The 24642-nt window shown below is 49.7% G+C and carries 19 protein-coding genes; 2 read left to right on the forward strand and 17 right to left on the reverse strand.

Annotated elements, in window-relative coordinates:
• Positions 1-25: 25 nt before the first annotated feature.
• The 13 genes from Ga0451573_RS05865 to Ga0451573_RS05925 form a co-directional block, all read right to left on the reverse strand.
• The gene (locus Ga0451573_RS05865) at positions 26-757 is read right to left on the reverse strand and encodes a PHP domain-containing protein (protein ID WP_231682952.1); all 732 of its coding nucleotides are present in this window, start codon (positions 755-757) and stop codon (positions 26-28) included.
• A gap of 102 nt (positions 758-859) precedes the next feature.
• Entirely contained in the window at positions 860-1825 is a 966-nt protein-coding gene (locus tag Ga0451573_RS05870) for an ROK family protein (protein WP_231682953.1), read from the reverse strand.
• A complete protein-coding gene (locus Ga0451573_RS05875) occupies positions 1818-2558 on the reverse strand; it encodes a phosphatase (protein WP_231683104.1) in 741 nt (246 codons plus the stop codon). The genes Ga0451573_RS05870 and Ga0451573_RS05875 overlap by 8 nt, the downstream gene beginning before the upstream one ends.
• A 24-nt stretch (positions 2559-2582) precedes the next feature.
• Positions 2583-3656 (reverse strand): bifunctional phosphoglucose/phosphomannose isomerase, encoded by a 1074-nt coding sequence (locus Ga0451573_RS05880; RefSeq protein ID WP_231682954.1) that lies wholly within the window; start codon positions 3654-3656, stop codon positions 2583-2585.
• Complete coding sequence (locus Ga0451573_RS05885; RefSeq protein WP_231682955.1) at positions 3653-5644, reverse strand: amylo-alpha-1,6-glucosidase; 1992 nt, start codon at positions 5642-5644, stop codon at positions 3653-3655. Before Ga0451573_RS05885 ends, Ga0451573_RS05880 begins: the two co-directional genes overlap by 4 nt.
• Positions 5645-5686: 42 nt before the next feature.
• On the reverse strand, positions 5687-7639 hold the full coding sequence (locus Ga0451573_RS20005; protein ID WP_231682956.1) for a glycoside hydrolase family 15 protein: 1953 nt from the start codon (positions 7637-7639) through the stop codon (positions 5687-5689).
• Positions 7640-7652: 13 nt separating this feature from the next.
• On the reverse strand, positions 7653-8552 hold the full coding sequence (locus Ga0451573_RS05895) for a glucodextranase DOMON-like domain-containing protein (protein WP_231682957.1): 900 nt from the start codon (positions 8550-8552) through the stop codon (positions 7653-7655).
• 304 nt (positions 8553-8856) lie between these two features.
• On the reverse strand, positions 8857-9666 hold the full coding sequence (locus Ga0451573_RS05900; protein WP_231682958.1) for a Cof-type HAD-IIB family hydrolase: 810 nt from the start codon (positions 9664-9666) through the stop codon (positions 8857-8859).
• A 53-nt stretch (positions 9667-9719) separates the two neighbouring features.
• A complete protein-coding gene (locus Ga0451573_RS05905; RefSeq protein WP_231682959.1) occupies positions 9720-10088 on the reverse strand; it encodes a phage holin family protein in 369 nt (122 codons plus the stop codon).
• 279 nt (positions 10089-10367) lie between these two features.
• Complete coding sequence (uvrC, locus tag Ga0451573_RS05910; RefSeq protein ID WP_269438133.1) at positions 10368-12281, reverse strand: excinuclease ABC subunit UvrC; 1914 nt, start codon at positions 12279-12281, stop codon at positions 10368-10370.
• Positions 12271-15114, reverse strand: coding sequence for an excinuclease ABC subunit UvrA (gene uvrA / locus Ga0451573_RS05915; RefSeq protein ID WP_231682961.1), 2844 nt, complete (start codon positions 15112-15114; stop codon positions 12271-12273). Before uvrA ends, uvrC begins: the two co-directional genes overlap by 11 nt.
• A 2-nt stretch (positions 15115-15116) precedes the next feature.
• Complete coding sequence (uvrB, locus tag Ga0451573_RS05920; RefSeq protein ID WP_231682962.1) at positions 15117-17105, reverse strand: excinuclease ABC subunit UvrB; 1989 nt, start codon at positions 17103-17105, stop codon at positions 15117-15119.
• Positions 17106-17297: 192 nt separating this feature from the next.
• Positions 17298-18245, reverse strand: coding sequence for a magnesium transporter CorA family protein (locus Ga0451573_RS05925; protein ID WP_231682963.1), 948 nt, complete (start codon positions 18243-18245; stop codon positions 17298-17300).
• A 149-nt stretch (positions 18246-18394) separates the two neighbouring features.
• On the opposite strand from Ga0451573_RS05925, the gene mgtE reads away from it, so the two are divergent.
• Positions 18395-19753 carry a magnesium transporter gene (mgtE, locus tag Ga0451573_RS05930; protein WP_231682964.1) on the forward strand — a complete coding sequence of 453 codons (1359 nt, stop codon included), beginning with the start codon at positions 18395-18397 and terminating at the stop codon, positions 19751-19753.
• A 525-nt stretch (positions 19754-20278) separates the two neighbouring features.
• Positions 20279-20968: a diadenylate cyclase gene (locus Ga0451573_RS05935; RefSeq protein WP_231682965.1), complete on the forward strand. Its 690-nt coding sequence runs from the start codon at positions 20279-20281 to the stop codon at positions 20966-20968.
• Positions 20969-20992: 24 nt separating this feature from the next.
• Here Ga0451573_RS05935 and Ga0451573_RS05940 read toward each other — a convergent pair whose 3' ends face one another.
• From Ga0451573_RS05940 to Ga0451573_RS05955, 4 genes are all read right to left on the reverse strand, one after another.
• On the reverse strand, positions 20993-21586 hold the full coding sequence (locus tag Ga0451573_RS05940) for a uracil-DNA glycosylase (protein WP_231682966.1): 594 nt from the start codon (positions 21584-21586) through the stop codon (positions 20993-20995).
• A gap of 105 nt (positions 21587-21691) precedes the next feature.
• Positions 21692-21874, reverse strand: coding sequence for a YrzR-like zinc ribbon domain (locus Ga0451573_RS05945; RefSeq protein ID WP_231682967.1), 183 nt, complete (start codon positions 21872-21874; stop codon positions 21692-21694).
• A 131-nt stretch (positions 21875-22005) separates the two neighbouring features.
• Complete coding sequence (locus Ga0451573_RS05950; protein ID WP_231682968.1) at positions 22006-23244, reverse strand: PDZ domain-containing protein; 1239 nt, start codon at positions 23242-23244, stop codon at positions 22006-22008.
• 73 nt (positions 23245-23317) lie between these two features.
• Complete coding sequence (locus Ga0451573_RS05955) at positions 23318-24481, reverse strand: S41 family peptidase (protein ID WP_231682969.1); 1164 nt, start codon at positions 24479-24481, stop codon at positions 23318-23320.
• Positions 24482-24642 lie beyond the last annotated feature (161 nt).

Below are 24642 nucleotides of genomic sequence, written 5' to 3' on the forward strand. Positions count from 1 at the left end.
TTTCGCCGTAAAAATCCTTTTTCCTTCATACAGCATTTAACACTCTTTCCCCTGAAACCGCGAACCTCTCCAAGACAGCGGCTCCCTCCTGCAATTCTCCAACTGACGCGGGAAAATGAGCATCACTGCAGACCACAAAATCAACCCCTGTTTTCACCGCCGCTCTCACTAGAACTTCCTTATCATAGTGGTGACCTGTATTAATTTCGATGGCAGTATCACAGGCGGCACAGGCTGCAGATAATTCGCTGATATCAACCGGCATTTTCAGGTTCGGATGACTGATAAAGTCAACGTCAAATCTGTACACCGCTTCCTTAAGGGCTTTAGTATTGCTTACCCGCGCCCTTTCCCGCCCCCCCCTGCTGATACCTGCCAATTGGTTAATTCCCACCACCGACCAGACTCCTTCCAGGGAAGCAGGCATTACATAGGGGTGCAGGCCCACTATCAGGATATCCAGCCGGTCCCGTACCTCTGAGGGAATATCTATGGATCCGTCACTGCCTGTAATATCCGCTTCTGCACCAACCTTTATGGTGAGTCCGGGATACCTTTCACTGATTGTCCTGACCTCATCAATGATTTCAAAATATGTTTCGCAGCATTTCACTCCAGTACCGATGTTGGCAGGCCCATGATCAGTTATGGCAAGCTCGCTGAGCCCTTTGGCCAGAGCTGCCTCAGCATTTTCCGGAATCGTACCTTTCCCGTCACTGTACTTGGAATGAGTATGCCAGTCTGCAAAAAATTCCATAAAAAACACCTCACTTAATCGGCCGGCATAAAAATTAATTTGCTGGCCCAAGTAAATATACGTGAGGTATTTTGTCCACTTTTCACTTATTAAATTATCATACTAAATTATACATTTTTTAGTATTATCCTGGAGTACCAGTTTTGCGGCCCCTACAAATCCGGCGTCATTACCCAGTTGAGCGGGAACTATTCGGACTATACTGCCTGCACAATCCAAGCAGTTTGCGCGGGCATTCCGGCAGAGGGGTTCAAACAACAGCTCCCCGGCTCTGGAAACACCACCCCCGATGACAATGGTGTCCGGGTTCAGTATGTTGATAATGTTACCCAGCCCGATTCCCAGGTAATATGCCGCCTTTTCGACTATATCCAGGGCCAGCCTGTCTCCGGCCTGGGCAGCCATAATGATATCTCTGGCCTCCAAGTTTTCTTCCTTGGAAAGTTCGGTTTTTACGCCCCTGTCCAGCGCTTCCCGGGCCATCCTGACCATGGCAGTTGCCGAAGTCAGGGTTTCCAGACAGCCCCTGCGGCCACAGCTGCACTGAGGCCCGGCGGGCTCAATAACGGCATGCCCCAGTTCCCCGGCAGCGCCGTTTGACCCTGTATAGAGACGCCCATCAAGGACAATGCCGCCACCTATGCCGGTCCCTATTGTCACCATGACCATATTTGCCGACCCCTGGCCGGCGCCGCGCCACTGTTCCCCCAGGGCAGCTACATTAGCGTCATTTTCCAGAAATACTGGCAGCCCGGTATACCTGCGAAGGTATTTTACCAGGGGAACATTTCTCCAGTAGAGGTTGGGGGCAAAAATGACCTCACCTGTGCTGCGTTCTGGCTGTCCGGGCACCCCGATACCCACACCGGCTACACTTTTACCGGTATCTCTCACCGCGGCCTCAAGTTCTGTTATCATCCCGGCAATTCTTCCGGCGACAGCTTCCGGCCCCGCATTGGCCAGAGTAGGAATCTCCCTTTTTTCGATAATCCCTCCATCCAGGTCAAGCAGGGCGCCTTTTATATTTGTACCCCCAAGGTCAATTCCAATCACAAATTTATCATTCAATGGGATCACCTTTATCAGTTTTCTTCCTGCCCAGGTAATGCAGCACTTTCTCCACAGAGGTATTCAACACCTGTTCCTCCCTGATACCTGCCGCCAGCACTGCCTCTACAGCATAGTCAAAACGGCCCACATCACCGGCAAAGTGAGCATCGCTCCCAATAACCATGGGCCCGCCATAGGCTGCAATCATGCGGGCTATATCGGAGCAGTTGCCGGAACTTCCCCTGCGGCTGCCACAGAAAGAACTGTTGTTGATTTCCAGGGGGATGCCTTTTTCGGCCGCTCTTCTGACTACTGCCTCATAATCCAAGGGGAATTCCGGATTTCCGGGATGGACAATGATATCTATCAGAGGGTTTTCCAGAGCATTGAACAGGGCCCTGGTGCAGTCCTCCATGACTGAAGAACCGAAACACCTGGCATGAAACCCTGCCAGGACGACGTCCAGCCGCTCAAGATAATACCTGTCCAGGTCAAGTTCTCCTTTTTCATTAATGATATTGGCCTCAACACCTTTAAGGATTTTGACCCCACATAATTCAGCAGGCAGTACCCGCAGGTTTCCAAAATGGTAATAATGAGGGCCTCCCGGCATGGCCGGTCCATGATCGGTAATTGCTGCCATCTCCAGGCCCTTGTCCCGCGCTGCAGCAGCTATTTCCCCAATAGTGCTGTAAGCGTGGCCGCTGGCGACAGAATGAATATGTAAGTCCGCTTTAAGTTCAAGTTTAATGGCAGTTCACCTCCCACATCAAGACTAACTTTCAGCCAGTTTTTGTTTCAGGTAGTCAATGTTCCTGACAGGTGTGGGGTCAATCCCGTACAGGGCTGCCAGATAAACACTGACATAATCGCCAATATAGGTCAGGGAAAACAGTCTGGACAATCGCCCTTCACCCTGAGACCGCACTTCAGTAATGCCGCTAACTACACCCTTGATTATTTCTTTGCTGATATCCATGCGTTTCTGAACCCGGGGATGGTCATCAGAGTCCCTGAGGAACACAATTTCCAGCTGTCCCAGCAGGGCGGTAGGTTCTTCGAAACCCACGATCTCATTATGGTTAAGTTCGGGGAAAATATTCCAGTAGGCCGGCGCCTTCCCATTTTCATTAACCTGGCCCTTCCACCTCATGGCAACTACCTCTGTACTGCCCCCAGCCCCCCAAATCACTGGTATTTTCCCGTAAAACCTGGCTGCAATCTGTTTGGCAGTGTTCTGCTCAACCGGGGCTTCAGGCTGCACCTGCTCTCTGAGAGACCTCAGCGTCCGCGTCAATTCTTCCACTTCAACTGCCAGGCCGCTGATCAGGCCCAGCTTTTCCAGCACTGCCAGGGTGGGAATCAAAAGGTAGCCGGTCGCCGCCCGGGGCGATATCCCAGCAGGCACAACTATCACCGGGTAACCGTCACTCTCAGCCAGCTGCCGCAGTTTCCCTCCATTAGTAAGGGCTACTATCCTGGCGCCTTTCTCCTTGGCCTGGGCATATGCGCTGAGGGTTTCCTCGGTATTCCCGGAATAACTTACGGCAAACAGCAAGGTTTTGCTGTTAACAAATGCGGGCAGGGTATAGTCGCGGTTAACAATTACCGGTATGCCGGCCTGATCAGTCACATAAAGGCGCAGGAAATCACCACCGATAGCCGAGCCTCCCAGCCCGGTGACAACTATGTTGGAAACAGAGCCATATTCTGAAGGCATCTCCGTCTTCCTCCCTATTTCCAGGGCTTCCTCACACTGTTCCGGCATCTTCCACAGGGCATCCAGCATTCCACCGGGGTCATTGGCTTTAATCTGTTCCAGCCTGTTCAGGTCATTCAGGTTGTTCATAAAATTCGTCCCCCTTCATTCGGTAACTTCATCAATATATCCTCAACATAAGCACGCAGCACCTCAGCAACACTCCATGCCTGGGAAAAACAGCCCCTGGGGTGATGCGGCGGGTCGCCGTCAAACACTTCTGATATCGTGCCAACCCCATGTTCCCTAAGGTGTGCCTTAAAGGGCACAATAAACCGTTCTGCAATCACCTTGCTCTCGGGTGAATAATCATGAACCTTTCGGAAGGCAGTTATAAATGGGCCGGCCAGCCAGCCCCATCCCGTTCCCCGGTGATACGCCGAATCCCTCTGGACGACATCACCCTGGTATTTTCCATGGTACTCGCCATCAGCAGCTGACAGACTCCTCAAGCCATAGGAGAAATACAGCTCGCGCCATACAGTGTTCACCACATGAACCTGTTTCCCGTGGTCCAGCGGCGAAAAAGGCAGGGAAACCGCAAAAATCTGATTGGGCCGGATTGACTCATCTTTATTGCTGCCGGTAATCACATCATAAAGACACTTTTTCTCCGGATTCCAGAACCGGTTTACAAAACTGTTCCTCACCCTGGCAGCCAATGAGTCAAAATCGACATCGTTATCACGATATTCACCGGCCAGACGAAGTAGTACTTCAAGGGCGTTATACCAAAGGGCATTAATCTCAACCGGTTTCCCGTGTCTTGGGGTCACTACCCAGTCACCAACCTTGGCATCCATCCAGGTTAGCTGAATACCATGCTCCCCGGCATAAATCAGGCCGTCATCATCCATACCAATATTAAAGGCCATACCCTGGCGGTAATTTATGATTATTTCCTTGAGTACCGGGTAAATCTCTTTTTTTATAAACTCATGATCACCTGTATATTGGAGGTACTTGTAAACAGAGTTAAAAAACCAAAGTGAAGCATCAACCGTATTGTATAGCGGCTCTCCCCCCTGATCAGGAAACATATTGGGAATCAGGCCATCTGCGCAGTATTTGGCAAAGGTCTGCAGGATCTCCCTGGCCTCGGCAAACCTGCGGGTCACCAGGGTCAGTCCCGGTAGAGCTATCATTGTATCCCGGCCCCAGTCGGTGAACCACGGGTATCCGGCGATAACTGTCCCGGCCCCGGTTGACTCCCTCCGGACAATAAATGTATCTGCAGCCAGGACCAGCCGGTTAACGAACTCCTCCTGAAATCCCAGCTCTTCAACAATTCCGGCCAGGCGGCGTTCGGCGCTCACCTGTTCCAGCAGTGGATTGGTAATACCTCTTTCTCCTGCCACGGAGGCGATGATGCTGAAGGATTCCCCGTCAGATACCGCCGTTTCAAAACTACCCGGCATAAAATGGTCTTCCCAGGGATCAAGGCCTCTGTCCTCCTCCTGGGCATAAAACATCCCTTCAAACCAATACCCGGAACCTCTGTTATATACAGCCCGGTCCGAATACAGATGCAGCTTCGGCGCTTCCGGATATGCCTCAATGACCACAGACCTCTGCTCTGTTTCCTGGCTGAAGGGCCAGTCATTTTTCCTTATGGTATGGTGGTAATGCCTGCAGTTTACCAAAGGAGTCACCCTTACCCTTACCGGGTTAGCGCTGCCGGAATAGACAGTATACCTGACAATGGTAATATTGGCCTCGCGAATCATAAAGACGGTTTTTTCCAGGATGACATTTTTGAATGCATAAGTATATGTCGGAAAAGGCCGCAGTTCAAAACTTTGCAGGTAAGTATACCCTTTGGGGTAAATACCTGTTCCCGTATGGTTACAGCCCAACAGATAAGTCTCGCCCTCAATCTCCACTTCTTCCTCAAGCTTAGCCAACAGCAGGGTCCGCTCCACAGGAGGCTTCAGTGATGCAAAAAGCAGCCCATGATATTTGCTGGTATTCGCACCAATCACAGTTGATGAGGCAAACCCCCCCAAACCGTTGGCAGCCAGCCACTGCCTGCCGGCATTATGTTCATACTCCCCCAGTTCATTACGGCCAAAAATCATCTTTCATCCTCCAATCAGAGTCAAAACCTGACCAGTGTTAATTTACCAGGCTAAATGCGAAGTCTGCCCGGCTTCGGCAAACATGTTCACCAGAAGTAAGAACATCGCATGGGACCATGCCAGAGGCACAACCCAGGCAGTCTGTCCCGTATTGCGGTCCACCTGTTCCGGAAGGAAACCAAGTGATGTTTGGTGTTCCAGAGCCCAACGGGCAAATCCGGCTGCTTTTTCCCAGTTCCCCCTGGATGCGTAATACATCCCCAGCCAGAGGGTCGTCAATACCCAGGGGTTCCCCCCGATATAACAATCCGCAGCATATCTTCGGATTCCGCCAATATCCGGGACAGCCAGGGCCGCCTCCAGGTGTTCCGCTGTTTTAATCATCTTGTCATCTTCCGGCAGTACTACTCCAAAAGGAACTGTCAGCCCCAAAAGACTGGCATCGGCAGTATCATCACCGAAGTACTCATAGGAAATATATCCCTTATGGCCGATGACCTCTCTCACCTGTAAACCGTTATCTCTCTTACAGGCAAATTCCTCCCAGCCGGCAGCCATCCATCCCGACCTGATAAATCTCTCCCGCTCCGAATCCCAGAAGTATTTCGCCATATTCTCTCCAAAGACCTTTGCCGCTTCCAGCCACCTGAGAGCGGTATCAAACTCTCCAAACGTTTTGGCCAGCAATCCTGCTGCCTTAAGTCCGCCATAGACCGCGGCACATGAATAGGCATGCTCGCCGAAGCGTTCTTCCCAAAGATCCCACGACATCCTGGATAAATCCGATTCTTCACTCACCCACTTCTGCAAAAAATCCCCTGACCGCATCACCGCAGGCCAGGCTTCCCCCAAAAAATCATTATCCCATGTTTCCTTACAGTACTGGTAGATACCCCAGATTACCGCCCCGGTGGAATCAATCTGGTCTCCCCAGCCCGGAGCCAAACTCCCGGAGGTATATTGTCTCTGGGGCCATTCACCTGTCGGTAACTGGTTCCTGACGGCCCAGCGGTAAAAATCCCTGGCATAACCGGGGTATCCGGCCTTCAGCATGGCATGTGCAATCATGGCGGCATCCCGCCCCCATACATACGCATAACCGCCGCACCGGGTATAACACTCGTCAAATTCGGGTGCTGCTATAATGCCCCCGGTATCCCGGTTCATTAAAAGCCGACACACCATAACTGAGCGCTGGTACAATTTTATCACTTCAGGGCCTGCACCTGCCGGTATATATGCCTGCCCCAGATAATGTTCCCAAAACCCGGTCGTTTCTTGCAGCAAATTGTGCCACCCGGCTTCCCGGGCATATCTTATATTATCCTCTGCTTCCTGCCTGTTATGCCCTGCCGCGATAAAAACAGCCAGATTTCTCGTCTCTCCCGGCTCCAGCGCTCTCAGGTTCCATGCCTGGCCCCCGTCGGGAGACATGGCCACACTGTTGCCGTCAAAATTGCCGGACAAGGCATATTCGCTGCCGATGCCGCACTGATAGTCATCTGTTTCCCGGTCACCGGCAATAGCAAACCACGTGTCCTGGCGGTAATGAAATAAAATATCCCTTTCATTATCAAACCTGGTGGAGTTATACTGTGTGCTCTCATTAATGTGCATTGAAGCATAAAAAAGAAACACTACCGGCAGCGGCCTGTCGGAACAGTTTTTAATCTCGAAGCAGCGGCAGACAAGATCCCGGTCCGGGCAGGCAAAGTCAAGGGTAGTAACCTGCAGTCCGCCCCGTTTCGACCCTGCTGTTGTTTGCAAAACTCCGATATTATTCACATAATCCTGAGAGTAAACCCAGCTCCCCTCATCATCAAGCCTGACCGCCCGGTCACCAAACGCCGGGGTTAAAAGCGCCGCCCAGGTATGGTTAAGATGCTGGGCATTATCTATCTGCGGCCAGAAGAACCGGTGCAGTCCGCCTTTGGAACTGAGCGCCGCCAGTATTCTCCCATTTCCGATAATTGCTGTGTTGATTAGTGGTTTCACGTTCCGCCCCCTTTTAGAGCTTTACCTTCATTTTTTGCAAAAATACTATAACCTTATCCAAGATGTTTTCCCACCTGGTTGGCACGATTTTTGAGGGCCCCACAGGTTCTATTACCGCTAGCTGCCGCCGGGAGGCATCATATGAGCCCAGCAGCTTCTGCTGTTTACCCGGGGATGCCAGCAGGTCAATAACATTAGGGTCATAATCAGTATCCGTGCCGCCGCCAAATACCCAGCGATTGGCAGTGGCATTAACTTTCCTGAAATTGTCCGGCCCCAGGCCGTCCTGAGCACCTACGAGAACATAATACCGCCAGTTGGACGGGTCACCGGGCAGCAGGGCTTTGGGTATAGTTACCTTCACTGTGCTTCCGTCTGGCTGAAGCCGGGCCGCAACGCCGCTGTCTCTGCCCTCAGCTCCCTCATAATCGTCAGCGTAATATACAGCAGTCTTGTTAAAACTGACTACCTTGATAAAATAATGCCACGGATGGCGGGGGTCAAAAATAACATTGGCTCCCTCTCTGAAGGTCTCGATTCTGCCTCTGTCCGGGTCATCGGATATGTATACCTGGACCATGGCATGGCTAAACCCTTCCGATGCGCCCCAGGGATTGGTTACCCTGGGAAAAACCAGATCAAAATAATATGTATTTCTCAGTGCGGAAACCGAAAATTCATGCAGATCAAAATGTTCTTTTTTGGGGTCAAAAATTGAATCCGTAGGATACTCATAGGTCCCCGGTCCAAAATCATCACCGGCAGGGTCTTCCATAGCAAAAATGACCCGCTCCCGGTTAAACCTTTCTTTGGCCTGACCGGCGGTAAAAGCGGCTGTCCCCAAACCTGCCAGGACAAAAAAAAGCAGCAATGTCCCTGTGATGACCAGTATTCTGTGCTTTCCTCCGCTCACTTCGGTATCCCCCTAAATTAGTTAGTTTTTTGTTTTGGGTTGGCTCCGGAAATGACCGTGGAATATGGTGAGGTGTTGTACAAGATTTTCCTGGCACTGACGCCGTGAGAAATATTACCGCAGTTCCGCTTAGCGAAGTCCGGGACGCGGGCCACGGACGGCCCGCGCCGCCACTGAGGCAGGAAGCCGAATTGGCGGTGTTCCCGGGCTTCGCCAGGAACAAGGTTAGATTTCCCCGGCGTCAGTGCGGAAAATTGGTACAATGGCTCACCATGTTACATTCCCGGTCATTTCCGAGAGCCAACTAATACTCCAAAAACCGCTCCAAAGCCTTGGCCACCCCGTCCCTGTTATTGGTATCTGTCACATAATCAGCTTTTCCCCTAACCTCGGCAGGGGCATTCCTCATAGCCACACCCATACCCGCCCACTCTATCATGTCCAGGTCGTTGTAGCTGTCACCAAAAACGATAATTTCTTCCCGGGAAATATCAAAACTTCGGGCCAGGTTTTCAAGGGCATGTTTCTTAGTTGCCAGTGGGTGCATAAATTCCAGGTAGTTTGGTTTTGACTTGGTAATATAGAGGCTGTCGCCAAATTTTGCCTCCAGGTCACCCTTCAGCGAATCCAGCAGTTCCGGTTCGGCAATATACAGAATCTTGGTTGGATCGACCCGTGCTGCCCCAAGGTATTGAACCAGGCTGCCCACCGGATGCTGCTTAACTCCGGCCAGCAGCGCATAGCCCGTACCTGCTGCGGTCAGACTGTCCACATAGAGACAGTCATCAAAATAAAGGTTCATGTGAACACTGGCCCGGTATCCTTCAGCCAGCACCTCTCCTGCCAGACTTAAAGGCAGCGGTGTTTCTGCCAGCACCTCTCCGGAACAGGCGTTTTTCACCAAAGCGCCCTGGTAGGTGATAATAGGGACCTCGATTCCCAGGTCAAGGGCCACCGGACAGGCTGAACGGTACATCCTTCCGGTGGCTATGGTAACCACACTTCCCTTTTCAGCCGCTATATTTAGTACCCTTCTGGTCCTGGATGAAATCTGCAGGTTATCATCAAGAAGAGTATCATCAAGATCTGTTGCAATGAGTCTGAATCTCCCCACAATAGCCGGAACCCCCGTTACAGTTATCTTATATCTCTGTTTACCGGTTACAGTTATCTATTTCTCTTTTTACCGTTGTTGTCATCAATAACGGCACGGCTTAAAACACCACTGATGATGGTGATGATAATTGAGCCAAAAAATGCTGCCCAGAAGCCGGAAACTGAAAAGCCGTCAACTGCAGATGCAGTTATCAGGAGCATTACCGCATTTATTACCAGCGTAAACAGCCCAAGAGTCACAATGGTCAGAGGCAGGGTGAAAAACAGGATTACCGGTCGAATGATGGCATTCACAATACCCAGCACCAGGGCAGTAATTAAGGCCGCTCCAAAGCCATCCAACCCAATTCCCGGCATCAGCCACGCCGTCGCCAGCAGCGCCAGCGCATTCAACACCCAGCGTATAATCAGGCCCCTCATTTGATAACCCCCTTCCCTTTATCTATATAATACCATAGCGCGGCTTACAGCCGCAACCAAAGTAGTCAGGAGTCAGAATTCAGAATTCAGAATGCTCTTAGAATATGCTTCCAGCAATTTACTTACCTCTTGCAAAAGGAGCTTAGTTTCAGTAGTATCATGATGACTGACGCTATGAAAAAGACTTCATAATTGTCTGCTAACAGGCTGTTTTTGAGACAATAAACTTAGCTCTCATTCTGACTCCTGACTACTGAATTCTGACTCCCACTAAAAAAGTCATTCCTCTTCCTGCTGAAAAAACTCATATACGGCTTCGGCCACCGGACGCGTTATCCCCGGCGCCTCTGCCAGTTGGTCAACAGTCGCATTTTTCAGGCGGGCCATGGACCTGAAGTGTTCCACCAGGGCCTTGCGCCTTTTGGCCCCTACTCCGGGGATATCATCCAGGACAGATTTTAGGGAACGTTTGCCCCTCAGCTTACGGTGATAGGTGATGGCAAACCGGTGGGCCTCATCTCGAATGCGCTGGACCAGATAAAGGCTCTCCGAATTGCGCGGCAGTATCACCGGTTCCGGGCTGCCCTCGCCAAACAGGTGCTCCTGCTCCTTAGCAAGGCCGTATGTGGCAATAGGGTCCACCTGCAGTTCTTTCATAATCTCCCGGGCTGCGCTCAGCTGTCCCTTACCCCCGTCAATAATGACCAGATCCGGCATTTCGGCAAATTTCGCCTTTTCTCCGTCCAGCTTCCCTAATGCAATTTCATCGAGCTCACGAAGCCCCCGGGTAAACCTCCGTTTGAGGACCTCCTGCATACTGGCGAAGTCATTGGGGCCCTCGACAGTTTTAATGCGGAAACGCCGGTAAAGGTCATTGCGCGGCTTGCCGCCCACAAAAACCACCATAGACCCAACCGACTCCGTTCCCTGGATATTAGAAATATCATAACACTCTATCCGCCTAGGAATCCTGGTTAGTTCCAGGTAATCCTTTAACCCCAGCAGCGCCCCCTCCAGCTTAGCCCGGGCTTGTTCCTCCCGGGCCCGGTGCTGGGCCAGTTCCTCTGCGGCATTTTTCTGAGCCATTTCCACCAGTTTAGCCTTTTCTCCCCGCCGGGGGACCCTGAGATAGACCCGGGCGCCTCTCTTCTCCTCCAGCCACGTATTAATAACCTCAGTTTCTGTCAGTTCCAGAGGAAGCAGGATATCCCTCGGGACATACTCCACCTTGAAATAATACTGCTCCACAAAAGAGGTCAGAATCTCACCGTCATCCATTTCCGAGGTCTCATCAATGATAAAGTTTTCCCGGCCCATTAACTTACCGCCCCTGACGAAAAACACTACTACACCTGAAAGCTCACCCTCCCTGGCCAAGGCAATAACATCCTGGTCTGTGGGGTCAGCAGAAACAATCTTTTGTTTTTCGACGACCTTTTCGATATCCCTGATCCGATCCCTAAGCTCTGCCGCCTGTTCAAAGTCCAGGTTTTCCGAAGCTTTATCCATCCGGGCTGCCAGGGCTTTTACCAGTTCCTCATGCCTGCCCTCAAGAAACAGGCAGACACTTCTTATCATTTCAAGATATTTCATCCCGCTTACTTCCCCCTGACAGGGGGCCAGGCAGCGCCTGATATGGTAATTGAGGCAGGGCCGCTTCTGCCTGGCCACCGACCTCTGACGGCACTGCCTCAGGGGAAATACCTTTTTCAACAGCCTAAGGGTTTCCCTTAAGGCCCCGGCATCGGTGTACGGACCATAATAGCGAGCCCCGTCCCTAACTACATTTCTGGTCATAAAAACCCTGGGAAAGTCCTCATTCAGAGTTACCTTTACATAGGGGTAGCTCTTGTCATCAACCAATCTCACATTATACCTGGGGCGATGTTTCTTGATCAGGTTGCATTCCAGGATAAGTGCTTCTACCTCGGAATCGGTGAGGATATATTCAATATCCGCCACCTGGCTGACCAGGCTGATAACCTTGGGGCTGTGGTTCTTGGATGATTGAAAATAAGACCTGACCCGGTTCTTCAGAGACACGGCCTTACCCACATAGATTATTTCCCCGGAAGAGTTTTTCATAATATAAACTCCCGGTTGCTGAGGAAAATGCTTTAATTTTTCCGCCAGATCCAAACTATCCACGCTCCCCTGCTCACACCTCGTCAACCGGCCCTGTTCACGCCCCATTGACTACCAAGGCCTTTTCCCGCTCCAAAAGCTGTTTCAGATACTGTCCTGTATAGGATTCGGACACTGCAGCGACTTCTTCGGGAGTTCCCGAAGCTAACACCCTTCCTCCCCGGTCACCACCCTCAGGTCCCAGGTCAATCAGATAGTCCGCAGTTTTAATGACATCAAGATTATGCTCAATCACCAGAACCGTGTCCCCTGCCTCCACCAGGCGGTCGAGGACACCCAGGAGCTTGTGAATATCCGCTATGTGCAGCCCTGTGGTGGGCTCATCAAGGATATAGAGGGTTTTCCCATTGCTCCTGCGGCTCAGTTCGGTTGCCAGCTTGACCCGCTGGGCCTCCCCCCCTGACAGGGTGGTCGCCGGCTGGCCCAGCCTGATATAACCCAGCCCCACATCCTGAATGGTCTTCAGTTTGCGGTGTATCTTGGGAATGTTCTTAAAGAAATCGGCAGCCTCATCAACTATCATGTCCAGGACATCTGAAATTGTTTTACCCTTATATTTTACCTCCAGGGTCTCCCGGTTATATCGTTTGCTCTTACATACTTCACACGGGACATAGACATCAGGAAGGAAATGCATCTCTATTTTAATAATCCCGTCACCGCGACAGGCCTCACAGCGCCCGCCCCGAACATTAAAACTGAACCGCCCCGGCTTATACCCGCGCATCTTGGCTTCCGGGGTCTGGGAAAATATCTCCCGGATACCGTCAAAAAGCCCGGTATAAGTAGCCGGGTTGGACCGCGGGGTCCGTCCTATCGGTGACTGGTCAATATTGATAACCTTGTCCAGGAGGTGCAGTCCCCTGATTTCCCCGTGTTCCCCCGGTTTGGCCTTAGCCCGGTGCAGGTCATGGGCCAGTTTCTTGTACAATATTTCATTAACCAAAGTACTCTTCCCACTCCCGGAGACACCGGTGACACAAACAAATACCCCCATGGGAATGTGTACATTAATATTTTTCAGATTGTTCTCACTGGCATTAATAACCTCCAGCCAGTTGCCATTAGGCTTACTCCTGAAGGCAGGTACAGGTATCCTCTTGTTGCCGCTGAGGTACTGCCCGGTAATGGATTTTTTCTCAGCAATAATATCTTTCAGGGTTCCTTCAGCCACCACATGTCCCCCATGCTCACCGGCGCCGGGCCCGATATCAATGATATGGTCGGCAGCCAGCATGGTATCTTCATCATGCTCCACCACAATAAGGGTATTTCCCAGGTCACGCAAATGTTCCAGGGTCTGAATCAGTCTCCTGTTATCTCTCTGGTGCAGGCCGATACTAGGCTCGTCAAGGATGTAGAGTACCCCAACCAGGCTGGAACCAATCTGGGTTGCCAGCCTGATACGCTGTGATTCCCCGCCTGACAATGTGCCGGCGGCTCTGTCCAGGGTCAGGTAGTCCAGTCCCACATTGACCAGAAAACCGAGCCGCTCCCTGATTTCTTTCATCACCTGGCGGCTGATGGTATTTTCACGTTCGGAAAGTACCAATCTCTCAAAAAACTTCAGGGATTTCTGTACCGTCAGTCTGGTGACCTCATAAATAGACTTGTCTCCAACTTTTACCGCAAGGGTTTCCGGTTTCAGCCTGGCCCCATTACATTTGGGGCAGGGATGTGTACTCATATATGACTCAATTTCCTCTCTCATCCACTCGGAGTTGGTCTCCTTGTGCCTACGGGAGAGGTTGTTGACAACTCCCTCAAAGGGCGCATCAAAAATATGGCTTCGGCCCTCTTTCTCGAAACGGTAATTTATCTTGGTATTTCCCGTGCCATACAGAATGGCTTTTAACTGCTTATCAGTCAACTGCCCGACAGGTGTATGGACATCAAATCCGTATGCCTTCCCCAGGCTCTCCAGGGACTGGAAGTACCAGGCAGCATTGGAACTCCAGGGTACCAGAGCCCCCTGGGCAATGGATTTACTCTTGTCAGGAATAACCAGATCAGGGTCGATTTCCATTTTGTTCCCCAGTCCGCTGCACTCGGGACAGGCTCCGTAAGGATTGTTAAAGGAAAACATCCTGGGGGATATCTCCTCCATACTGATGCCGCATTCGGCACAGGCAAAGTTCTGGCTGAAGACCAGTTCTTCGCTGTCGATAACATCTACCAGGACCGTGCCTCCCGAGAGATTCAAAGCCAGTTCCAGCGAATCAGCCAAACGGCCCCCGCCGTCAGGACGGATTACAATCCGGTCCACAACCGCCTCAATGGAGTGCTTTTTATTCTTGTCCAGCATAATCTCATCAGTAACCTCTAACATTTCCCCATTTACGCGCACCCGTACATAACCGTTTTTGCGGATATCTTCAAAGACCTTGGCATGCTCACCCTTACGTCCTTTGACCAATGGCGCCAGGACTTGGATTTTGGTCCCCTCAGGCAGACCCAGAAGGTTATCAACAATCTGTTCCACCGTCTGCTGTGATACCGGCCTGCCGCACTCCGGACAGTGAGGATGGCCAATCCTGGCAAAGAGCAGCCTCAGGTAATCATAAACCTCGGTCACCGTACCCACCGTGGAGCGGGGGTTGCGGCTGGTAGTCTTCTGGTCAATGGAAATTGCCGGGGACAGTCCTTCAATGTATTCCACATCAGGTTTGTCCATCTGGCCCAGGAACTGCCTGGCATAGGCCGAGAGAGACTCCACATACCTTCTCTGTCCTTCTGCATATATGGTATCAAAAGCCAGGGAGGATTTCCCGGAACCGCTGAGACCGGTAATGACCACAAACTTGTCCCTGGGAATAGCTACATCAATATTCTTCAGGTTGTGTACCCTGGCGCCCTTTACAATTATTTTGTCCTTTGCCATATTTACTGTTTCCCCCTTGCTTGGGCTCTTAATTCAATAAGCAGGTCCCTCAGCTGTGCCGCTTTCTCAAATTCGAGATGCTTGGCCGCTTCCCGCATGTCTTTCTCCAGCCCGGCGATAAACTTATTCATATCGCGGCGTGACATTTTCTCTGTCCTGGGACCGGCTGTCCGGTAAACCGCTTCCGCCTCAGCCACCCTGGTAGCTTCTATGACATCCCGTACCGCCTTCTTAATGGTCTGTGGCGTGATATGGTGTTTTTTGTTATGCTCCATCTGTATCTGGCGGCGGCGGTTGGTCTCATTGAGGGCCTTGGCCATGGAATCTGTGATTTTATCACCATACATGATCACCTGGCCTCCGGCATTCCTCGCCGCCCGGCCGATGGTCTGGATCAGGGAGCGCTCTGACCTCAGGAACCCCTCCTTGTCGGCATCAAGAATAGTTACCAGAGATACCTCCGGAATATCCAAGCCCTCCCGGAGCAGGTTAATTCCCACCAAGACATCAAAAATACCCAGGCGCAGTTCCCTGATGATTTCCATCCGCTCCAGTGTTTTGATATCTGAATGCAGGTATCTTACCTTGATTCCAGTTTCCTTGAGATAATCTGTCAGGTCTTCTGCCATTTTCTTGGTCAGGGTTGTTACCAGTACCCGCTCACCCTTTTCCACCCGAATCCTGACCTCATCGAGAAGGTCATCAATCTGGCCTTTGACCGGCCTGACATGAATCTCGGGGTCCAGAAGCCCGGTAGGTCTGATAATCTGTTCGACAACCTGCCGGCTGTGCTCCTGCTCATATGCCCCCGGAGTTGCCGAAGTATAGATAATCTGACTCATATGTTCCTCAAACTCCCCAAACCTCAGGGGTCTGTTGTCCAGGGCTGATGGCAGCCGGAACCCGTGCTCAATGAGAGCGCTCTTTCGCGAACGGTCACCTTCATACATGCCCCGGACCTGAGGCAGGGTCACATGTGATTCATCAACAATAATCAGGTAATCCTCAGGGAAATAGTCCATCAGGGTATAGGGGGGTTCCCCCTGGTTCCTCCCGGTGATGTGCCGCGAATAGTTTTCTATTCCGGAACAGTAACCCATTTCCCGCATCATTTCGATATCAAAATTTGTCCTCTGTTCCAGGCGCTGCGCTTCCAGGAGTTTTCCCTGCTCCCTAAGTTCAGCCAGCCGCCATTCCAGCTCTTGCTCTATATTGGCGACAGCCCGGTCCAGCTTTTCCTTTGAAGTGGCGAAGTGGCTGGCAGGGAAAACAGAAACATGGCTCCTTTCTCCCAGTACCTCTCCCGTGAGGGTGTCAATTTCCATTATCCGCTCAACCTCATCGCCAAAGAAATCCACCCTGATGGCCTGTTCACCATGGGAAGCCGGAAATATTTCCACAACATCCCCTCTTACCCTGAAAGTCCCCCGGATAAAATTCATATCATTCCTGCTGTACTGAATATCCACCAATTTCCGCAGCATGGCATCCCTGCCGATTTCCGCGCCCTTACGCAAAGAAAGGACCAAGTCACGGTATTCTGTGGGGTCACCCAGGCCGTAAATACAGGATACACTGGCCACAATGATAACATCACGGCGCTCAAACAGGGCAGCTGTGGCCGAGTGCCTCAGCTTGTCTATCTCCTCATTAATGGAAGCATCTTTTTCGATATACGTATCAGTCTGCGGGATATAAGCCTCCGGCTGGTAATAGTCATAATAGCTCACAAAGTATTCCACCGCATTGTCAGGGAAAAACTCCTTGAACTCCCCGCACAACTGGGCAGCCAGTGTCTTGTTATGGGCTATGACAAGGGTGGGCTTCTTTACCTGTGCAATCACATTAGCCATGGTAAAGGTCTTGCCGGAACCGGTAACTCCCAGCAGAGTCTGGTGTTTCAGACCTTCTCCCAATCCCCTGACCAGCTTTTCTATAGCCAGCGGCTGATCCCCGGCAGGTCCGTATTCTGATTGCAGTTTAAAGTCCATATTGCTCCTCCACCATTGGCGCGGAAAAATTTTCCATCCCCGGCCATTTCCGAGCCAACGAACAAAAGTAATATTTAAATTTTGTAACATTATATTATAACACATTTACGCCTAATGAAAAACAGCCGGGACTGCCTGAAAAATACTCCAGGACAGCCCCGGCTTTAATCCATGCAATCAGCTCTCTGCTGATCAAAACATTCTCCGCTTAGCCAGCAGCAGAGTGGCAAAAAATGATCCGCCCAGGGAAATGAGAATAATCAGCGGGAAAGCGTAAGGGTTCGCCGTGTCAAAGCCAAAGGGCAGCCTGACATTCATCCCGAAAAAGCTGGCTACCATAGTCGGTATAGAGAGGACAATAGTGATTGAAGTAAGGAATTTCATCACAATGTTCAGGTTGTTAGAAATAACTGAAGCAAAGGCATTCATCATACCACTGAGGATGTTGCTGTATATATGGGCCATTTCGATGGCCTGTTTGTTTTCGATAATGGCATCCTCCATAATATCCTCATCCTCCGGATACATTTTCAGCCATCTGGATTTCAGGAGTTTCTCCATTACAGCTTCATTTGACCTCAGGGAAGTGGTAAAGTACACCAAACTCTTTTCCATGCTCAGCAGGGAAAAGAGTTCCTGGTTTTTCATTGACTTGTGCAGCCTTCTCTCAATCTGGTCAGTCTTCCTGTCAATCTGTTTCAGATATCTCAGGTAGTAAACAGCTATCCGATAGAGAAGCTGCAGAATAAACCGGGTCTTCTTAAAAGTAAAGAAACCCTTTACCCTTTTACTGGCGAAATCATTTATAATAGGATTTTCTTTAAGGCAGACCGTGACAAAGTAGTTGTCTTCTACAACAATCATACCAAGAGGAATGGTGTCAAAAGTGGAGGTCTCCTCATCAGTGCTGAAAATCGGAATGTCTATAATTATTAAAAGGGTCCCATCTTCCCTCTCAATCCTGGATTTTTCCTCCTCATCAAGGGGGTCCCTGATATAGTCGGATTCAATACCCAATTTCTCGGAAATAAGCTGTATTTCTGATTCGGTGGGGTCTACCAGGTTTACCCAGCATCCCCGTGTAATTGTATCTGTCTCAAAAAATTTTCCGGAAAAATCCGAATTATATATCTTGATCACCACTCTCACTCCTTTCTGTTTCTGCTTACTAAGGCTTACTTTCCTATCTGTCAAAAAAAGGTTATGACTGCAAAGTAGTAAAATAATAATTTTTAGGGGTACACTAATCTTGGTAATTCCAAAATACTCTTGCGAACGGTGATAATACTATGCAGCATGAAACATCGGAAACCCGGATCCGGAATAACCTGTTCAAGTGCATCACCGGTAACAACCGCCAGGGGTTCCGGGATATTATAAAGGAACTGCAGCCCTACGATGTGGCGGAAGCTTACCAAAATACACCGGAAAATTTACGGAATGAATTTCTTTCCTACCTGGACCTGAAGGAGACCGCAATTCTAATTCAGGAACTGGAAATCCCGGTACAGCTGGACATTCTTAACCGTCTGGGAACCGGGGTATCATCCATGGTCATGAACCTGATGGAAAATGACGACCTGGCAGATCTGCTTAATGAACTGTCCCTTAATAAAAGCCAGGAATTCCTCGCTTCCATGGGTCTTGAGGAGTCACAAAACGTCAAGACTCTGATGCAGTACCCTCCTGAAACCGCAGGCGGTATTATGACCAACCGTTATGTCTGGATTCGCAGTGCCTATACAGTAAGACAGGCAGTTGATAAGCTAAAAGACTTTGCGGAATTAGCAGAAAACCTATACTACCTTTACGTACTTGATGAAGGCAGCAGGTTAACCGGTGTTGTCTCATACCGCGACCTGCTTCTGGCTAACCTTAATGATAAAATTGGTGATATTATGTTCAGCCGGGTTATTTCTGTTACCGCTGATACCGATCAGGAAGAAGTCGCCCGCTTATTTGAAAAATATGACTTCGTTGCCCTTCCTGTCACTAATGGGCAGGACCAGCTCCTAGGAATAGTTACTGTTGATGATGTGCTTGATGTGCTCATCCAGGAAGCCAATGAGGATATCGGCAAACTCTCTGCTTCAGGCAACGCAATAGATTTTGATACCCGGGCAGTGAGAGCATCCTTGCTAAGGCTGCCATGGCTGATAATGCTCCTGTTTATCGGGCTAATCTCAGGAAGTATTATCAGCAAATTTGAAGCCACCCTGCAAAAGGTTGTTTCTCTTGCGTTTTTTATGCCTATGATTGCCGGAATGACAGGAAACACCGGAACTCAGTCACTGGCCGTGGTGGTCCGTGGACTTGCAGCCAGTGATATTAACCGCAAAGCAGTGATCAGACTGGTGACACGTGAGCTGGGAGTAGGGATTACAATCGGAGCCATCTGTGGGCTGCTGATTGCAGCATTGGCATATACCTGGCAGAGAAATCTCATGCTTGGTTTTGTAGTTGGAATATCCCTGTTCCTGACCCTGATTATCGGAACACTTGCCGGGACGGTGATCCCCCTGCTGCTTTATTACTTCAGGGTAGACCCGGCTATAGCTTCAGGTCCCCTGATCACAACCCTCAATGATATTTTTTCCCTAAGTGTTTATTTCGGTACAGCCTCTGCATTTATCCTATACTTAGAGTAGCAGAAAGTAAAAATCCTCCCCTGAAAAATCACCCGGGAGGACCCTAATATTAACCGCTGATATTCACGTTAATACAAAATGAATATAAACAGGAATACCCGTCTCAATTAAAAAGACATAAAGACCCCCTGGCAGGATTTCCTTGCATTAAATTTTGGATGCCGGTTTTTAATTGGTTCTTTGAGCCGCAACTAGGCGCAGCATCCATAAAAATCACCCCAGATGAAAAAATTTTGACCAAAACTACAATAAAAAGTAAAAGTTTTTTATTTGACCTCCTTTATTTTACACCTTTCAATAACAAAAAACAAGTAAGAAGTACTGTGAACCAGATAATATAGATATGAATGACTAGATAAAAAACAATTGTCCATTTTGGTCATTTTAGGCTGAATATGCTTCAATTCGGGATGTCAATACTCAAGCAAGGTAGTCGGAGGAGGGTGACTTCCTGCTGTTGGAGGTTAAAATTTCAGAATATGTAAACAATATTGTGGTAAAATATATCTCACGGAGGGGCACGTAATGAAGATTCCACAATCGGTCAGTACGGAAGCCAAAGAAAAAATAATTGCCCACCTGTCTAGGATTGTTGAAGCCGCAAAGGCTACTGAAAAGCTGCTGGACAAGAAGGCATCATGTGAAGAAATTTTCCGCAGCTTTACTAACCTCAAAGAAACCACCGATGAGGTAGAAAGCCTGCTTCTTACTTATCAGTTAGAGAACTGTCTCCTTCCCAGCCTGGGGCACTTTGAGGGAGTTGTGGAAGCGCTTAACAGGCTTGTTAAGCGAAAATATGGGGCTCTTTTAGTAATCGAGCGGATTAGTGACCTGTCTCCTTATATACGTACCGGCACACCTATTGATGCACTTATTACAGCCCCATTAATCGAAAGCATCTTTTACCCGGGAAACCCGCTTCACGACGGGGCTGTAATAATCAGAGAAAACCGGCTTGCCGCAGCAGGGTGTGTACTCCCGCTTTCCCAGAAGACCTTATTTGAACATGGTCAGCCAATGGGCATGCGGCACAGGTCTGCATTGGGACTGACAGAACTCACAGATGCTCTGATTATCGTGGTTTCTGAAGAGACCCAAAGAATTTCCCTGGCCCTGGGAAGCCATCTCTACCGCCTGAAGAAAACTGCAAACCTTTGGGCTAACATCCACGGGGCCACCCAGGGAAAACCCCCGGCATCCCCTCTGTTGGTCTAGTCCGGCGCCGGAATTCCAGGCAGTTCAGCTCTGTCCGCCAAACAACCGCCGGTAGCGGTCCCTGACCTGTTTAATGTCTTCCCAGACAGGCCTCTTTTTGGTGGCATCTCGAAGCAGTGCGGCCGGGTGATAAGTGGCCATACAGTAAATACCCTGCTTTAATATCCATTTGCCGCGCTCCCGGGTTATCCGTGCCTGTGGGTTAATCATGTTCTGCAAGGCCACTGACCCCAAAAGGACAATTATGGCCGGATTAATCAGCTCTATCTGCTTTAACAGCCAGGGCCGGCAGGCGGCGGCTTCCTCAGGGGAAGGGTTTCTGTTGCCGGGCGGCCGGCACTTCACTATATTGGCAATGTAAACCTCGTTCATGGTAAACCCGGCTGCAGCTATTATCTTATCCAGAAGCTGCCCCGCAGCGCCAACAAAAGGCAGGCCCTGCCGGTCCTCATCAGCGCCTGGGCCTTCTCCGATAAACATCAGCTTTGCTTTCGGGCTGCCTTTCCCAAATACAACACCGCGGCATCCTTCCCGCAGCCCACAGCTACGACAGTCACGGGCCAGAACAGCCAGGTCTGCTATAGAACTACATCCGTCGAGCCCTTCCTTAGGCGACATCCAAACCACCTCAACGTTTTAGTTAATCTGCTTATTAATGAGTCATATTTAACCCCGCCACCAAAGTGACGGGGTTAAATATGACGAAAAGACTGGTTATTTGGTTTAACTTATCTGCAGCAGTCTTCCATTGGCCAAAACCCTGTATACCCCTGAAATTCTGCCATTACGCAGCACGAATTCTATATAACAGTTTTTACAGAAATACGTTTCCAAAGTACAGTCTTTTCTGTGGATAGTATGAAGCACACCAATCCACCTGTCACTTTGGCATCTAGGACATTTCACCGGCATCGTCTCCCATTGATTTTTTCGGGGACATTTCTTAAAAGCATTTTATAAAACCCCTGATTAACATTATATAGGCTAAATGTGAACAAAATGTGGCAGAAAAGTTAACATTCTATAACATTGCAGTTTCAGCTTTTTTTGGTTCCCAGGAATTTCCCCGCGATACGGGAAATAATACTCTGGCTGGCAAACTCGGTATATGTATATTCATCACCTTCCGGAACAGCAATTATCCCCGTTGGCTGGTGTCGTTTCAGTTCCAGGATGACTCTCTGCCACTTCTTTTTGCGATGGGTAATATACTCTATTTCCAGCAGGCGCGTCCCGCTGACCAGCACCGTCTCAATATCACGCTTACTGTTAACCGGCTGTCCGTTTATGGTATAGATAATATCTCCTGAACGAATACCAGCTGCCTGTACTGCCGTGTTGGGCACAGCTTCCAGCACCCGGACCCCTCTCAGGGGAGGTACAAAAACGGGTCTGCCCTTGAACTCAATGTGCTGCCCAATATAGATTACTATCTCGTGCCCCAGGGGAGCAAAAAGCGCAGCCAGGTACTCAAAGACCTGAAAACGTGACGCTAATAGGGCCAGGCCCAGTAAAACAAAGCTGTATATCCCCAGATTACGTGCCGACAGCTTGCTTTTCTCAACAGGAGTATGGGCTAAAGCCAGGTCGCCATATCCCAGGCCGGCCACAAAAGGAAAGAGTACTCCCGACATGCCCAGGATAAAGCCGTTTCCAGACTGGATCAAAGGCCACCAGTCAGGCATTTGCGGCAGTATGGTAAGTCCCGAGGCCTCAGGCAAAAAGGCAACCGCCACTATCGGTAGAGGCCAAAATTTCTGCAGGGTGAACCCTCCGACCATGTGCCCGGACGGTTTTTTCAGGTACATCGGCGAAGCGCCTGCATGACCACTGAAATATATGAGCACACTTTCGACCAAGTGCAGGATGGCCACCAACCCCATCAACTGGGGCACATCCACCGCCGGAACTCCCAGCAGGAGATTGCTTAAAGCAACTATGCCCCCGGCATACGAAAAACAGAGGAACCGTGGATTTATCAGCATCAGAAACAAGGCCAGAGGCCAGATGTAGTTTATAGCCAGACCTGTCAGGTTGATTCCTGTCAAAACCAGGAGGATGCTTCCCAGGATTCCACCGATGAAACCATACCACGTAGCAGTCAGCGTATCCCGGAGTACGGTATTGCCCCTGATACCAAAAAGGCTTTCCCTGGCTTTGGCAATCCTGCGATATTGAAAAGCCACCAGGACCATGACTACCCAAAATAGCAGGTTCTGCAGCACCCCGATTAATTCTCCGGCTATCAGTTTGGCAAAATAAAGTATTTCACTCATAAATCTGCCCCTTACCTGAATTTGCGGCAATATTAATCAAAAAGCCACGAAGTCTCCATCGTGGCCTTAAAGTCTACTTTATCTTCTGCTCAAGAATTTCAATTGCCTTTTCAAGTTGGACATCCGTTTCAGCATCTTCAGCCAGTTCAATTTTCACATTTGGTTCAATACCCTTTTTATTTATATCATTTCGTTTGGGGGTGAGATACTTACCTGTAGTCAGTTTAAGACCTGCGTCGTTCTGCAGTTCATAAAGTGACTGGACAACACCCTTCCCAAATGTCTTAGTGCCAACCAAAGTACCGGCCTGGGTATCTTTAATGGCGCCGGCCACAATTTCGGAAGCGCTGGCGCTGTTTCCGTCCACCAGGACGACAAGGGGTAAATTGAGATACCGGCTGTCAGCCTTATACATTTCTTCGTCAGCCGAGCGATAAGTAATGAAAACTATTGGTCCTTCAGGGACAAACATATCGGCGACATTAACTGCAGCCTCCAATTCACCGCCAGGGTTTCCTCTCATATCGAGAATTATCCCTTTTACTTTTCCGGCATCTTGATTTTCTATAGAAACCTCCAGGTCAGCCAAGGTTTTCTGAAGCTCAGCCGCAGTATTCAAGGTGAACTGCATTATGCTGACATAGGCGATATCCGTCTCTGGGAGTATCTCTCCTTCAACAGTGGGAACCCTGATAATTTCCCGCGCAATTGTAAAATCATGCATCTTGTTATCTGACTTCCGAAATACAGTCACCTTAACCTCAGTGCCCACCGGACCCCGCATCATGTTAACAGCCGAATCCATATCCATATCCTTGGTATCTTTCCCATCAATCTTAAAAATAACATCTCCTGCCTTAATACCCTCCTTGTAAGCAGGAGTATCCTTAATAGGCTTTACTACCACCAGGTGTTCTGCCTGCTGGCCTACCAGGATGCCGATTCCGCCAAAACTTCCCCTCACCTGATCGGTCAGTTCCTTGTACATTTTGGGCGGCATGTAAACCGAGTATGGGTCACCCAATGAATCAACAACCCCTTTAATTGCCCCATCAACCATCTCAGCAGATTCTGCCGTTTCCAGGTAGTGCTCCCGGACCAAAGAAATAACCCGGGTTAGTGTGCCCAGGTTATCGTAATCTGTTATCAAGGCACCGGTCACAAATCCGCCCGAAAGAACCGCAAGCACAAGCAATACCCCTACAACACCAACCAGTACCCTGCGCCGTTCTGACAACAATACCACCTACCCAACTACATTTTATACACACTTAAATATATGTACTATACTACAATAAATTTACCGTAAAGGATTACATACGTTTCTGTTTGTTCCATATATTTGTTAAAACATATGCCTGCTTTTTAACTATTATAACCGGAGGGGTCCGGTTTTGC

The organism is Phosphitispora fastidiosa (assembly GCF_019008365.1).
GTDB classification, from domain to species: Bacteria; Bacillota; Thermincolia; order Thermincolales; family UBA2595; genus Phosphitispora; species Phosphitispora fastidiosa.